At 52.1% G+C, this 13,920-nt stretch carries 13 protein-coding genes; 9 read left to right on the forward strand and 4 right to left on the reverse strand.

Annotated features, from left to right (window positions below; translation table 11 throughout):
- Positions 1 to 39: 39 nt before the first annotated feature.
- Positions 40 to 2,109: a putative bifunctional diguanylate cyclase/phosphodiesterase gene (locus ACP3TC_RS02790; protein WP_313853745.1), complete on the reverse strand. Its 2,070-nt coding sequence runs from the start codon at positions 2,107 to 2,109 to the stop codon at positions 40 to 42.
- A 488-nt stretch (positions 2,110 to 2,597) separates the two neighbouring features.
- Between ACP3TC_RS02790 and ACP3TC_RS02795 the strand changes: the two genes are divergently transcribed.
- From ACP3TC_RS02795 to ACP3TC_RS02820, 6 genes are all read left to right on the forward strand, one after another.
- A complete protein-coding gene (locus tag ACP3TC_RS02795; protein ID WP_313853744.1) occupies positions 2,598 to 3,167 on the forward strand; it encodes a Csu type fimbrial protein in 570 nt (189 codons plus the stop codon).
- Between the two features lie 32 nt (positions 3,168 to 3,199).
- Positions 3,200 to 3,724 (forward strand): Csu type fimbrial protein, encoded by a 525-nt coding sequence (locus ACP3TC_RS02800; protein WP_390902410.1) that lies wholly within the window; start codon positions 3,200 to 3,202, stop codon positions 3,722 to 3,724.
- Positions 3,725 to 3,754: 30 nt separating this feature from the next.
- On the forward strand, positions 3,755 to 4,462 hold the full coding sequence (locus tag ACP3TC_RS02805) for a fimbrial biogenesis chaperone (RefSeq protein ID WP_313853743.1): 708 nt from the start codon (positions 3,755 to 3,757) through the stop codon (positions 4,460 to 4,462).
- Positions 4,463 to 4,465: 3 nt separating this feature from the next.
- Positions 4,466 to 6,916, forward strand: a complete 2,451-nt coding sequence (locus ACP3TC_RS02810) for a fimbria/pilus outer membrane usher protein (RefSeq protein WP_426817473.1) — start codon at positions 4,466 to 4,468, stop codon at positions 6,914 to 6,916.
- The gene (locus tag ACP3TC_RS02815) at positions 6,913 to 7,908 is read left to right on the forward strand and encodes a Csu type fimbrial protein (RefSeq protein ID WP_313853740.1); all 996 of its coding nucleotides are present in this window, start codon (positions 6,913 to 6,915) and stop codon (positions 7,906 to 7,908) included. The genes ACP3TC_RS02810 and ACP3TC_RS02815 overlap by 4 nt, the downstream gene beginning before the upstream one ends.
- Positions 7,909 to 7,980: 72 nt before the next feature.
- On the forward strand, positions 7,981 to 9,390 hold the full coding sequence (locus ACP3TC_RS02820) for a PLP-dependent aminotransferase family protein (protein ID WP_313853738.1): 1,410 nt from the start codon (positions 7,981 to 7,983) through the stop codon (positions 9,388 to 9,390).
- Between the two features lie 14 nt (positions 9,391 to 9,404).
- Here ACP3TC_RS02820 and ACP3TC_RS02825 read toward each other — a convergent pair whose 3' ends face one another.
- Together ACP3TC_RS02825 and flgM are read right to left on the reverse strand one after the other, a co-directional pair.
- Positions 9,405 to 9,890: a YlaC family protein gene (locus tag ACP3TC_RS02825; protein ID WP_313853735.1), complete on the reverse strand. Its 486-nt coding sequence runs from the start codon at positions 9,888 to 9,890 to the stop codon at positions 9,405 to 9,407.
- 116 nt (positions 9,891 to 10,006) lie between these two features.
- A complete protein-coding gene (flgM, locus tag ACP3TC_RS02830; protein WP_313853733.1) occupies positions 10,007 to 10,231 on the reverse strand; it encodes a flagellar biosynthesis anti-sigma factor FlgM in 225 nt (74 codons plus the stop codon).
- Positions 10,232 to 10,665: 434 nt separating this feature from the next.
- Between flgM and ACP3TC_RS02835 the strand changes: the two genes are divergently transcribed.
- From ACP3TC_RS02835 to ACP3TC_RS02845, 3 genes are all read left to right on the forward strand, one after another.
- Positions 10,666 to 11,001, forward strand: a complete 336-nt coding sequence (locus tag ACP3TC_RS02835; RefSeq protein ID WP_426817474.1) for a hypothetical protein — start codon at positions 10,666 to 10,668, stop codon at positions 10,999 to 11,001.
- Positions 10,998 to 11,696 (forward strand): FliA/WhiG family RNA polymerase sigma factor, encoded by a 699-nt coding sequence (locus ACP3TC_RS02840; protein WP_313853731.1) that lies wholly within the window; start codon positions 10,998 to 11,000, stop codon positions 11,694 to 11,696. Before ACP3TC_RS02835 ends, ACP3TC_RS02840 begins: the two co-directional genes overlap by 4 nt.
- Positions 11,697 to 11,949: 253 nt before the next feature.
- Positions 11,950 to 12,573: a cupin domain-containing protein gene (locus ACP3TC_RS02845; protein WP_426817475.1), complete on the forward strand. Its 624-nt coding sequence runs from the start codon at positions 11,950 to 11,952 to the stop codon at positions 12,571 to 12,573.
- Positions 12,574 to 12,605: 32 nt separating this feature from the next.
- Here ACP3TC_RS02845 and ACP3TC_RS02850 read toward each other — a convergent pair whose 3' ends face one another.
- On the reverse strand, positions 12,606 to 13,850 hold the full coding sequence (locus ACP3TC_RS02850) for an amino acid permease (protein WP_313853728.1): 1,245 nt from the start codon (positions 13,848 to 13,850) through the stop codon (positions 12,606 to 12,608).
- Between the last annotated feature and the right edge of the window lie 70 nt (positions 13,851 to 13,920).

Genomic DNA, 13,920 nt, shown 5'->3' on the forward strand with positions numbered 1-13,920 from the left:
CCGCGCGCAGAGGCGGCGATTTTGCCGCCTCTGGCAAAATTACTCCGGCACGCCAGTGTAATTTTTAAGTTCACTGACTTTTTCTGCCGGAACCGGTCGACCCAACAGATAGCCCTGCAGTGTGTTGCAGCCGAGGCCCGTCAGAAACGCCTGCTGCTCCTCGGTTTCAACGCCTTCTGCCACCACTTTCAGATTCAGCGACTGTGCCAGTGCCACAATCGCCGAGACGATGGTGGCATCTTCGGTTTCAGACTGTAATTCGTTAACAAATGCCCGGTCGATTTTCAACTCGCTGGCGGGTAAGCGTTTGAGATATAACAGGCTCGAATAGCCAGTGCCGAAATCGTCAATCGATGCTTTTACTCCGAGGCGGGTTAACTCCGTCAGGATACGCACGCTCTCATCCGGATCGCGCATCGCGGTGGTTTCAGTCACTTCCAGCGTCAGTAGCTCCGCTGGAATCTGATGGCGATCCAGCGCCTGCACCACCGTTTCGATCAGGCTACTCTGCTCAAATTGTAATGCCGACAAGTTTACCGCCACCGACCAGTCATCATGGCCTTGTAAATGCCAGACGCGCAGCTGGCGCAGCGCTTCGTTAATTACCCAGTTACCGATACTGACGATTAAACCGGTCTTTTCCGCCAGCGGTAAAAATATATCCGGGGACAGCAGACCTCGCTCCGGATGCTGCCAGCGCAGCAGGGCTTCGAAACCAAGAATCGGCCCCTGGGGCGCGCAATACTTCGGCTGATAAAACAGTTGCAGCTGATGGTGATCCTGCGCCAGCCAAAGATCGTTAATGAGTTGAAGCTGATTCTGCGCAATGGTGTTCATCGACGGCTGAAAAAAGTTATAGCCATTACGGCCATTGTTTTTCGTGTGATACATCGCGGCATCAGCGTTAAACAGCAGCTCCCGCTCATCGACGCCGTCATCCGGATAGACGGCGATGCCAATGCTTAATGACACCACCAGTTCATAGCGTGAAATCTCAAAAGGAGCATCGATTGACCTGACCAGCTCCGCGGCCACCGTTGCCGCATCATTAGGATCGTCGATTTCAATCAACAGCACGAACTCATCGCCGCCAAGGCGGGCCAGCGTATGGTGCCCCTGCATTTTTTCGGTCATACGTTCAGTAACGGCAATCAGTAAATTGTCGCCGATATGATGGCCAAAAGCATCGTTCACCGCTTTAAAGCCGTCAAGATCCATAAACATCAGAGCGAACTGCGATTTTTCGCGCGTGGCTTTATTGATGGCCTGGTCAAGCCTGTCCTCCAGCAGGATGCGGTTAGGCAGCCGGGTCAGGTTATCGTGCAGTGCCAGCTGAGCCAGCTCACGATTCGCTTCTGCCAGTGATGAAGCCAGTACCGAGGTACGGGCCTGCAAACGCGCATCCAGCATCGATACCAGCAGCGTAATACCGAGTATCGACAAGGTTACCACCATCACCAGAATTGCCAGCCAGTTGCTGTTAACACCGGCGTGAGTGGCGTGGCTGCCTGCCGGAAAGCTGGCAGCCGCCATGCCGGTATAGTGCATACCCGCAATCGCGATACCCATAATAATTGCCGCACCGGCGCGCAGCCATGCTACCCGACTGCTATTTTTGCGCAGGTTAAACGCCAGCCATAGCGCGGCACCCGAAGCGGCGAGGGCAATCGCCACCGAGCAGGCTATCCAGCCCCAATGCCAGACAATGCCCGGCTCAAACATCAGTGCCGCCATGCCGGTGTAGTGCATCGCTACCACGCCGCTGCCCAGTATCAGCGCGCCACTGGCGAGCCGCAACAGCGGCAGTTCTCCGTAGCAGACGATCCACAGGGCAAAAATCGAAGCAGCAATGGCGATAAACATCGACAGGGCGGTAAGCAGAGCGCTGTAGCTCATTACCATTGGCAAGTTCATCGCCAGCATGCCAATAAAGTGCATTGACCAGATGCCAATTCCCATGGCAAAGCCGCCGCCAATCAGCCAAATCAGCGCGGCCTTACCACTGGTAGTGGCAACGCGGCCGGCCATATCGAGAGCGGTATACGAGGCAAGAAATGCCACGATAAATGAGAAAATGACCAGCGGTTGATCGTACGAACTAACAAGCATAGATATTCCCAAGTGCTGATAACCAATGAGCTGATGATTTGGTGTGGATAAAAGAAAATTACTCAGGCGTATTTTCTGCGAAAAGTCTGAATAAAAACACTGTTATTGCCGCCGGCTGTGGGCTGCGCGATTTATTAAATCAATTAATCGATTTTATTGAGGGAAGAAAATACCACTGGAGAAAAAAATCGCCTATAGCCAGCCAGTAATATCTTTGACAGGTGCGACGAGGCCCCAGCTGGTAACGTGACTCAATCATTTTGGTTGTAATCCACATACTTTGAAATATTTTTTAATTTTGATTGTAAGGGCAGAGGTGAGGGTGATATATAATTAATAAAATTGATGCATAAGCATTAATTCAAATTTCGAACTAATTCATCGGTACTTCAATAACCTGTAGCCAGAGGGATCCAAAACAGCTTTTTTTGTTAATTGTTAGCCAGTCTGGAAAGCACAATCATCACACTAATTAGTAAGGAATAATTATGAAAATGAAGCTTTTTCTGATGGGTTGTGGTCTGAGCCTCGGTGTTGCTTCTTCAGGCTTTGCCGCCACCACAACGGGAACGATTAATGCCACATTGACGCTGACCACCGGCTGTCTGGTCAATGGTCAACCGACTACCACCAATGTCGACTTCGGTGATTTGAGCTTTGGTACCAGTGCAGCGACCTTTGATACGCTTACCGCCACGTTGGTTGGTCCGGTGGGTAACGGTATCTATGTCAACTGCACCAACGACGAAGATTACAACGTACAGATTGACAGCAGTAATGGCGCCCCGTCCGGTGATACCTATGGTGATGTAACCGCCTCGCCACGTTATCTGCTGCTGGACAGCGATAACACTCAGGGCATTGCCTATACGCTGTATAACGACGCTGGCTTTGCGACGGTAATTGCCGACGGCGCGGATCTGACTGCCAGTGGTACGCCCGATCCGGTCAACGGTGAAAACTACCCTATCTATGGACGGATTACCGGCGGAGATTACAACGCGAATATCCCGGTAGGAACCTACTCAGACACCATTAACGTCGTTGTGAACTACTGATTCTTGTTGTCAGGGATAACGGGTTGTCAGGAATGTCAGTGCTCATCACCAGACGTGTACCTGTACTGTGCATCTTGCTGACGTTATACGTCAGCAGTGCACGGTCATTGCCAACGCAGACTTTTCTGGTTTCGGCGACGATTGTCGCAGGCTGTGCGGTTTCCGGCACTAATACCGGTGTGTTTGGCACACTGGACTTTGGTACTCATTCCGGGGTGTCCTCAACCAGCGTCAGCGCCAGCTATGTGCAGAGCACCACCATTATTTTGGCCTGCACGCCGGGTACGACTTTGAACATGAGTATTAATGGTGGCATTCACGCTTCATCCAACACGCGACACCTTAAAATCGCTAACTTCAGCGATCAAATAACCTACCGACTGTTTACCAACTCAAGCCACAGCGCCGCCAGTGAGATCCCGATTAATCAAAATGTGGCGGTAACTTACAGCGACTCTAACAACATTACGCTGCCAATTTACGGCTTATTGCAGTTGAGCGGCGTTAAGCGTGCCGGAAACTATAGCGATACCCTGACGGTTACCCTGAGCTGGTAATGCATCATTTATTTTAAAAGGATGTCTGGAATGAATATTGCTCGTGTCGCATTACTGCTGCTGGCGACGTTGACTACGAGTCTGGCCCATGCGGGTAACTCAGTAATGATTTGGCCTATTGATCCTAAAATCAGCAGCGACCAGAAAGCGACCGAGCTTTGGCTGGAAAATCGCGGAACGTCCACCACGCTGATGCAGGTGCGAGTGTTTGGCTGGAACCAGGTGAATGGCAAGGAACAATATCAAACGCAGACACAGGTGGTAGCCAGCCCGCCGCTGGTACGTATAGAGCCGGGAAAAAGACAGTTGGTGCGTTTGATTAAGCAGGTTCCACCGGCTTCCGGTCAGGAAACCGCCTGGCGGGTGTTGCTGGATGAAATTCCGACGCCAAAAGAGGAAGGGAAGAATCAGGTTGGATTAAATTTCCAGATGCGTTACTCGGTGCCTTTATTTGTCTATGGTCAGGGGCTCGATGCTACTACTACCGAACCCGATCTCAGCTGGCGGGTGGTCAATGAGCAGGGAAAATCGTTCCTTGAGGTAACCAACCGTAGTGCGGTACATGCGCGCCTGAGTAAAGTCTCAATTGGCGGACGCAATATGTCGGAGGGATTACTGGGCTACGTGCTGGGCAAAAACACCATGCGCTGGCCGCTCTCTTTTCCGGCGTCGTCAGGTTCTCAACTGGTCGCAGAGGTAAATAGTAAACCCTGGCGTAGTAGCGGCTCTGAACGTTAAATAATGGCTAACTTTTGGTCACCGCCCTCGCGGCGCTATTCGCTGGTTATCAGCGGGGTAATCTGTTGGCTATCACCGGTGAGTGGCTATGGGGAAACCTGGGATACCTTGCCGCCTCCGGTAGCAACCAGTAATAGCGTGAAGAATCAGCAGTATATGCTGGGGTTGGTGGTGAACGAATCCGATCGCGGCGCGATTGTGCCGGTGCAGTTTCGCGACGGGCACTATCTGTTACGCGCTGCGGATCTGCAAAACGCGGGTATCCCGGCGTCTAAAATGCCCGGCGAACAGGTGGATGTGACCACTCTGCCAGGAGTTAAAGCAGAGTATGACAGCGCCGGTCAGCGTATGGTTCTGACGGTGCCCAGTGAGTGGCTACCCGAGCAAAATTTCTCCGGCGGTAAGCATGCATTACGCTATCCGGGCCGAACCAGTAGCGGCGTGCTGTTTAACTACGATCTGTATGCCAGCCGCGCAGATAACCGAGGCACGCGCTATTCGGCGTGGAATGAGTTTCGTTTGTTTGGTGATTCCGGTCAGTTTATCAGTAACGGGGTATGGCAGCAGCAGTTGAGCAATGAATCCAGTTATCAGGATGACGGCTATATACGTTATGACACCTACTGGACCTATCAGGATGAAGACGATGCGCTGAGCTGGCGGTTGGGTGATTTGGTCACCGACTCTGTGGGCTGGAGCAGCAGCGTGCGTATCGGCGGCGTACAGTTCGGCCGCGACTTCTCTTTACGCCCGGATCTGGTGACTTATCCGCTGCCATCCTTCGCCGGTCAGGCCGCCGTTCCCTCAACGGTTGATCTGTTCGTTAATGGCTACCGCAACAGCAGCAACAATGTGCAGCCGGGGCCTTACTCATTAACCAATATGCCCTTCGTCAATGGTGCCGGGAACGCGGTGATTGTCACCACTGATGCGGTTGGCCGCCAGGTAACCACCACACTGCCATTTTATGTCTCCAGCGATCTGCTAAAGCCGGGTCTGACTGACTATTCGGTTGCGGCCGGGAGCATCCGCCAAAATTACGGCATCAGTAACTTCGATTATGGACCGGCAGCGACCAGCGGCTCGCTGCGCTATGGCGTTACCGACTGGCTGACGCTGGAAACCCACGCCGAGGGCGCAGAGTCACTGGCGTTAGGCGGCGCTGGCGCCCAGATGAAAATCGGTTCGCTGGGGGTGGTAAACGGCGCGCTGGCCCAGAGCCGGATGTATGCTGATAGCGGCAGGCAATACAGCTGGGGATATCAATATAACCAGCGCTGGTTCAATGTCGGTACTCAGCACACCATTCGCACCAGCAGCTACGGCGATCTGGGGCTGTATGGCAGCCGGCAGGGAAATAACAGCAATAGTCGATACACGCTGAGTCACCGTAGTGCCCAATACAATGCCAGCGTTTCCCTTAATCGTTTCGGCAGCCTGGGGGCCGCATTTATCGATATCACGTCAGGATCGGGCGATCGCACCCGGCTGTGGAATCTGTCATGGAGCAAAAATATCTGGGGAAACAGCAGCCTGTACGTTTCCGCCAGCCGCGATCAGCAGCAGGGTGACTGGGCGGGAGCAATATCGCTGATTATCCCATTCGGCGAGCATTACAGTGCCAGCCTGAGTACCGAGCGTAATCAGCAGGGGGGGACTGCACAGCGCGCGTGGGTGTCACGATCGATGCCAAGCGATGGCGGCCTGGCCTGGGATGCTTCCTGGGCGCATCAGAGTGTCGGCAGTGATTATCGGCAGGCCAGCCTGAACTGGCGTAACCGCAAGATTGATACTTCGGTCGGTTTCTATGGCGACAGCGATAACACCACGCAATGGGCCGATCTTTCCGGTTCGCTGCTGCTGATGGATGGCGGAGTGTTTGCCGCTAACCAGGTTAACGATGCCTTTGTTCTGGTGAAAACGGGTTATCCCGATATCAACGTGCGTTATGAAAACCAGTCGATGGGAAAAACCGACAGCCAGGGTTATTTGCTGGTGCCTGGCATCAGCTCTTATTATCCGGCGAAGTACGGTATTGATACCCTTAATCTGCCCGCCGATATGACCGCGCCTGAAGTGGAAAAACGTTTTGCCGTGAAGCGGCAAAGTGGCTACCTGCTCGACTTCCCGATTGAACCGCTTCGCGCGGCCAGCGTAATCCTGCATGACCAGCAGGGTCAGCCATTACCGGTTTCAACGCAAATCTATCGCCGTGGGCAGGCCATCGAATATGTTGGTTGGGATGGTCTTAGCTGGATGGAAAACCTGACTGCCGACAATCAGATTGTGGCGGTGACGCCAGACGGCAGGCGCTGCGAAACCCGGCTGGTGATTGCAGACGGTAAGCCAAAAGGATTAAGCACCTATGGGCCGATTGTCTGCAACCTGCCTTCCGCACCCGTCGCTTCCACTACAGCATCATTGTCTGACTTATCTTCAGGAAAACGCCGATGAAAAATCTTCTTGCCGCGCTTGTAGCGTTAATCACACTGGTGTTTTCCTCCGGTGGCTGGGCAGCCTGCACGCTGCCAGCCTCCACCGCCAGCTTTGGCTCCGCCAGCTCCTTTGCGGTGAACAGCACGGTGAGCAGCACCTCCACGGAAGTGCATGTTAACTGCGGCGCGGGTAATATTCTGTCGCTGCTGGCGACCAATAGCGTAACGCTGCGGCTGTCAGGAGCCAGTGCTGTCTCGGCTGATGCCCTGCGCGGCACCATGAAACGCGCAGGTGATTCAGGGCCGGATAATATCCCTGTCAGGCTTTGCTCGACATCAAACTGTACATCAGAAATGACGATTGGTGCGACCGCCGTCACTTACACGTCAACCCAGCTTGGCAATCTGATCGGTTTGCTGGGTGGGCTTAACTTCACCTTCCCACTCTATCTGCGCACGGTGCCGGGGCAAACGGTAGCGGCCGGAACCTATACCGTTACGCTAAATATTGCGGTGACCTATCGTGTCTGTACTGGCGCAAATATAGGGGGGGTCTGTGTCGCGCTCAGCGATCAGAATGGATCCGGCACGATTCCGATTACCGTAACGATGGTGATTGGTAATGACTGCACCACCATCACCGCACCCAACCTTAATTTTGGTAGCGCACCGTTGACCACTGCCTTCGCACCGGTTTCCCAGTCGATAAGCGTAGTTTGCACCAAAGGTAGTACATATACCGTTGGCCTGAGCAATGGTAACAACTCGATATTTGGCATACGTAGGATGCTCTACAATGGCTACACGATTAATTACAGCATTCTGAAAGCCAGCACCAATACTAACTGGGGACCAACCGGGACCGACCGCTGGTCCAGCGCCTCCTCCAGTGCCGTGAGCAGCGATGGCCTGACACGCACCTACAACTACACCGCAAGGGTGGTTGATTTTATCTCAACGCCACCGCCGGGCACCTATACCGATAACGTGGTAGTCGATTTATCTTTCTGATGACGCCCTCGACGCAGGCCAGCAATCACCTATAATAGTCGCTCTGTTTTCTCAACTGGCCTGTAACAGATCGTGGCAAAATACCAACAGCTGGTCCATCAGATCCGCGCGCAAGTGGAAGCCGAAGTCTGGCAACCGGGTGAAAAACTGCCGTCGCTACGCGAACAAGTGGCGCTTAGCGGCCTGAGTTTAATGACGGTGATGCATGCTTATCAGGTGCTGGAGAGTCAGGGATGGATCGTTTCGCGTCCACAGTCTGGCTACTATGTGGCACCGCGTGCAGAATTTCTCAGCCAGCCGATCAGCCACCAGAAAGTCCAGCTGGCGGAAACGGTGGATATCAACGCTTTTATCTTTGATGTGTTGCAGGCGTGCCGCGATCCGTTGATTGTGCCTTTTGGTTCGGCATTTCCCGATCCTGAGCTGTTTCCGCAGCGCCAGCTAATGCGTTCTCTTAACAGCGTCTCGCGCACCATGACCTCAGCGGATGCCATTAATAACTTACCGCCAGGTAATGAAGCGCTGCGCAAAACGCTGGCCCAGCGTTATGCCCAACAGGGAATTACCGTTTCGCCCGATGAGATTGTCATTACCAATGGGGCAATGGAAGCGCTGAACCTCAGCATGCAGGCGGTTACCGAGCCGGGTGACTGGGTGGTGATTGAGAACCCGTCGTTTTATGGCGCACTGCAGGCGATTGAGCGGCTGAAGCTTAAAGCAGTGGCGATTGCCACCGATCCGCAGCACGGCATGGATATTGATGAGCTGAAAAGGGCGCTGGAGCGCTGGCCAGTCAAGGCATGTTGGCTGATGACAAATCAGCAAAATCCGGTCGGTTTCACGCTGTCGAAGCAGAAGAAACAGCAGCTGGTGGCCTTGTTAGCCGAACACAATGTGGCGCTGATTGAGGATGACGTTTACAGCGAACTCTATTTTGGCGGGGATAAGCCTTTGCCGGCCAAAGCCTTTGATCACACCAGCAATGTATTGCACTGCTCATCATTTTCCAAAAATCTGGTGGCGGGCTTTCGCGTCGGTTGGGTGGCGGCAGGAAAACATGCGCAGCGTATTCAGCGTTTGCAGCTGATGAGTACTCTGTCGACCAGTGCACCTATGCAGCTGGCGCTGGCCAACTATCTGGGCACCCGCAGTTATGACAGCCATTTACGTAAACTGCGTCAGGTACTGGAACAGCGCAAAAACCTGGCGCGGCAGTCACTTAAGCGCCATCTGCCTTACGGCACGCGGATTAACGATTCACACGGTGGCTATTTTCTCTGGATTGAACTGCCGAAACAGGTCAATGCAACGGAGCTTTATTACCGTGCGCTTGAGCACCATATCAGCATTGCGCCGGGCAGTATGTTCTCGTCGGGTCAGCAATATGCCAACTACTTCCGCTTTAATGCCGCCTGGGTCTGGGATGATGCCCAGGAAGCGGCGGCGGCAGTTCTCGGCGGCCTGATAGCCGCCATGATGTGATGCAGGAACGGGGATTATACTGAGGAGGCGCGCGCCTGCCCCCAGGTCAGCGAATAGACGTCATAAAAATCGACTTCGCCCTTCTGCGATAACAGATGGCGGATACCGGCTTTCACTTTTTCCGGCGTATTGTGGTGATTGAGAATCTCGTTGATTGCCGTATCAGACAGGGTGCGCACATAATACCATTCGCCGTAATAGCAGACGCGCAAATCGTGCAGATTGTCGATATCTTCGAAGCGGTATTTTGGATTGATATCCATCAGCATCAACACGCTCATCAGCAGCACGAAAACGGATGCGCCCCAGAATGCTGGCCAGCCAAGGAAGTCGGTAGTAAAGATCAGTGCCACACTCAGGGCATAACAGATATACATCGACAGCCACAGGCCGGGATGGGATTTCAAAAAGTTGAAGCTGAAGCGGGGTTTGTTGTCGCGCTGCTCTTCACGATTCAGTGTGTCGATCTCGCGCTGCAGGATCTGTTTTATTTCATTCATTGTTCACCTCGGTCATCAAACTCCAGCCAGAGTAAAATTAGAACACGAAGTAAACAGTAATAACAGGCACAGTTACCGCACATTTTTCTATAACAGTTGTGCACCTGCGTTGTCAGTTATCCGCGGTTGCGGAAATAATCCAGCATGTTACGGGCCAGAGTATCGACGTCCAGCGGGATGCTACCGTTCGCGATGGCTTGTTTCAGTTCGGCGATGCGAACCTGGTCAATTTCTGGCAGCTGTTGTAACGCTTTCTGTCCCTCATCGATTATGCCGTTTATTTCCTCAGCACTCTCCAGACCGGAGGCAATTCGTTGTTCTGATGATGCGCTCAATTTCATTCAATCTTCCTGCCAGTACCGCGATTAAATTCGATACCTACCCACAACGACACGTTGTCAGGAAACTTAAATACGTCGCTATCCTTAAGGCTGCGTCGATCTTTCCTTGAACATGGGTATAAATCTCGCGGCTGATAAATGCTTCACACTTTGCTGAAAAAAATAAATAAATCATATGCATCATCATGTTAATGGTTTTTCCGTCAAAGAGTTTCATCTGAAAATTAAAGGTGAGAGAGTTTTCCCGTTAACGACAAGAGCTTTCTAATCTGCGCTGTCGTGACTTCTTAGAACGAATTTAACCAATATTTAGGATAATGATCACAGAGCTTACATCAGCTGTGTGATTATTTTTTAGCGCTGAGAAAGTTGAATTATCGGTAGTAGGCAGAGAATCCTGCACCGAACAATTTATATCAACAACGGTGTGAAAGATGACGATTAATCATTTTTTTATTAGCAAGTTGCTGACAGTCTTTGTTGCGATTTTTATTGCCGCAATGATAGTTGCCAGTAAAGGCTATTTCAACCAACAGGAAAAATCATCTTCGACAAATTTATTTTTGACGATGATAAAAATAGAGAAGCAACTTTGCTGTGACGTCATTAAGGGTCACTTCAATACTCTGATTGCCGATGCACATCAACAGCATCATTTTCCTGTAGATGGAATGCAAAATATTATGGCGCGTTATAAAGGAGCTTATGGTGAACAGCTGTCTTTTAATGACGTATTAATTTCAAAGAACATCATTAATTGGCAATCATGAGCGTATTTACTGATATTACTGTATTAACCGTAGCTGAAGAGAGCCACTATTTGCAACAGTGGTTACCCTTAGTTAAACGTGTTGTGCGCCAGCTTTCAACGCAAGCAGACAGCGTAATGGATCGTGACGATCTGGAACAAGTGGCATTAATCGGCCTGCTGGAGTCGCTGCGTCGCTATGGCCGACCGGACGCTCAGTTCGCTGGTTATGCATTGCAGCGTGTACGCGGTGCCGTGCTTGATCAACTGCGGTTGCACGACTGGCGGCCACGGCGTTTGCGCCAGAAAACGCACAAAATTAATGACGCGATGCGCGATCTGACGCGTAAGCTAGGACACCATCCTTCTGATGAAGAGATTCGTCATCATCTTGGTCTGAGTAATAAAACTTTCCAGGAGTATCGGATGCTGGAAAGCGCCAGCAGCATGGAAAGTTATGATGATTTACTTTCTGTCGATGGCCTTGGTACTGCATTACACGGACGGGTAATGGAAGAGGAGATCGATATTCAGCGCACGTTAAAACTGGCGCTCAGTACGCTTGATGATCGCGAAAGAACGATCCTCGCTCTTTATTATAATAAGGAAATGAGCCTGAAAGAAATTGCGCTGATACTTGGCCTGACCGAGGCAAGAATCTGCCAGCTGAATAAAAAGATCAGTGAAAAAATAAAAGCTTTTTTCATACTGAAATAAAAACGTATTGAGCACTGTACCGGCAGGGCGGGGTGAAGCCTTAACTGACCGCTACAGCAATCCTGTGTTCCTGTTTAGAATTTAACGTTTGGTTCACCCGGTGGCTGGCACCACCGGTTTTTTTTGGGTGAATTTGAGTTAAGCAACTAAATTTAAACATGTTTTGTGACTTTGTGCCCAATCATTTTATTGCGTGCTTATTAATAACTGCCACACTAAACATATCGATTATCGCATTACGGGAGACGTCAATATGTTGCCATCAACAGGCAGTCTGTTGTTAATGATGTCATTTGCGGCTGGAACTTTTTCTGCCGGCGCGTCAACTCATCCTCAGCATTTGATGCTGGCTACGCCCGCTAATGGCGTACCCAATAATCCGCTACCCCTGATTATCTATCCTCGCGTGGTGCCGGAGGGTACGGAAGATATTGCCGGTTGGTTTGAACAGCTATTCGCCGCTCATCGCTGGCCACCGCGCTGGCGTTATCCGGTATTCCCCTATACCCACTATCACTCAAATACCCATGAACTGCTCGGCGTCAGCGCCGGCTGGGCAGAAGTGTTGTTCGGTGGCGAGAGCGGCCGCGTGGTGACGCTGCGCGCCGGTGATGCGGTACTGATTCCGGCTGGTGTCGGCCATCAGCAAATTTTCGCCAGTGAGGATTTCTTCTCCGTCGGCGCTTATCCTGAAGGTATTGAGCCGGATACGTTGCGCGATGATAAGAGTAAGATGGCGCAATCAATCGAAAACATTAAGCGTGTACCGCTTCCGCAGCAGGATCCGATTAGCGGGGGGGAAGGTGCGGTAACGGCCATTTGGCATCCGATCGCCCAACAGTCGGGGTCCGCAACCTGGCCGTTCAGTAACGAATGAAGTCTTGCCAGATATCTGGCAAGACGAGTTTATCACCAGCCGGAAGGCAGCAGCCTGAACAGAGAGGCGATTGCGTAGGCCGCGCTGGCAAGGTAAATGGCGATAATAATGACTTTTACCAGCGGATGGGTGATCGCCCGGTTGCATTGCCAGCTCGGTTGGCTATCACCGCTGGCACGTGCGCCCTTAAGAATCAGCATCGGCATAATCGACAACACCACGCCGCTGAATACACCGGCGATATACAGCGCATTCACGAACGAGACCAGCCCGCTCCAGGCCAGCGCAAAGGGAGGAAGCACCACCATCAGCAGCGCCACCAGCCGACGCCAGGGTATATTTTCGATATCCCAGTTAAAGCGATCGCCAATGTTGCTGAGAAAGCTTCCGCCCAACCCCCAATAGGATGACACCAGCGCCAGCAACGCAAAGATATTCGCCGAGAAGAATGCCCATTGACCCAGCGCCTCACCCCAGGTGATGGTCGCCACTTCCGAGATATCGGCGAGGCCATTCAGCGCAATCACCGATAGCGGTACCGCCGCCAGCAGCAAAAAGGTGATCGCCATTCCGACAATAATCGCTTTCGGTAGCTGCTGAGGTTTATCGCTAAAACCACGCGCCATTTCCGGCACGATGTACTGGGCAGAAAAGCAGAACACCACCACATTAAATACCGGGATCATAAACAGCCAATTGCCCTCCAGCAGATTAACCAGCTGGGTTTTCTCCTGAATAAAAGTGGCGCTAAATAACAATAACAACATCAGGATCATCCCGGCGCAGATCACTTTCTCACTGCGTCCAATCGCTTTTAGTCCCAGCCATAGCACCCCGGCCGCGGGTATAAAAAACAACAGGCTACCGACAGAGGGCGACAGGCCAAGTAATGACTGCAACAGCTTGCCGCTGCCGCTCATATAGGCGGTCAGCGCACCAATACTGTTAACGCAAACCGAGGAAAACATCAGCCAGGAACCGAAGCCACCGACATAGCGTTTTGCCAGACCACTAAGCTGCAAGTGTGACCGGGTGCGCAAGGTCGATTCGGCGACATACAGCATAGTGATGGTGGTAAACACGCCGACCACCACCAACCAGAACAGCAGCGGCATAAAGCCTGCCTTACGTGAGGCATAGGCAATCGACAGCACGCCAGCACCAACATTGGTGCCGACGATCATCGCGACACCTTCAACAAAGCTCAGCGATTTGCTGCGGGTATGCTGGCGCTGCGCGGCTTCAGTTGCCGGCAGATACGACGTTTCGAACGACATGGTGGCTCCTTTCGCTGGCCAATCAGGCGTTGAGTAAACACACCTCAACGCAGAGAGTTTTCTGTTCAGA

Origin of the sequence: Winslowiella sp. 2C04 (assembly GCF_050037805.1) — a bacterium.
Taxonomy (GTDB): Bacteria; Pseudomonadota; Gammaproteobacteria; order Enterobacterales; family Enterobacteriaceae; genus Erwinia; species Erwinia toletana_A.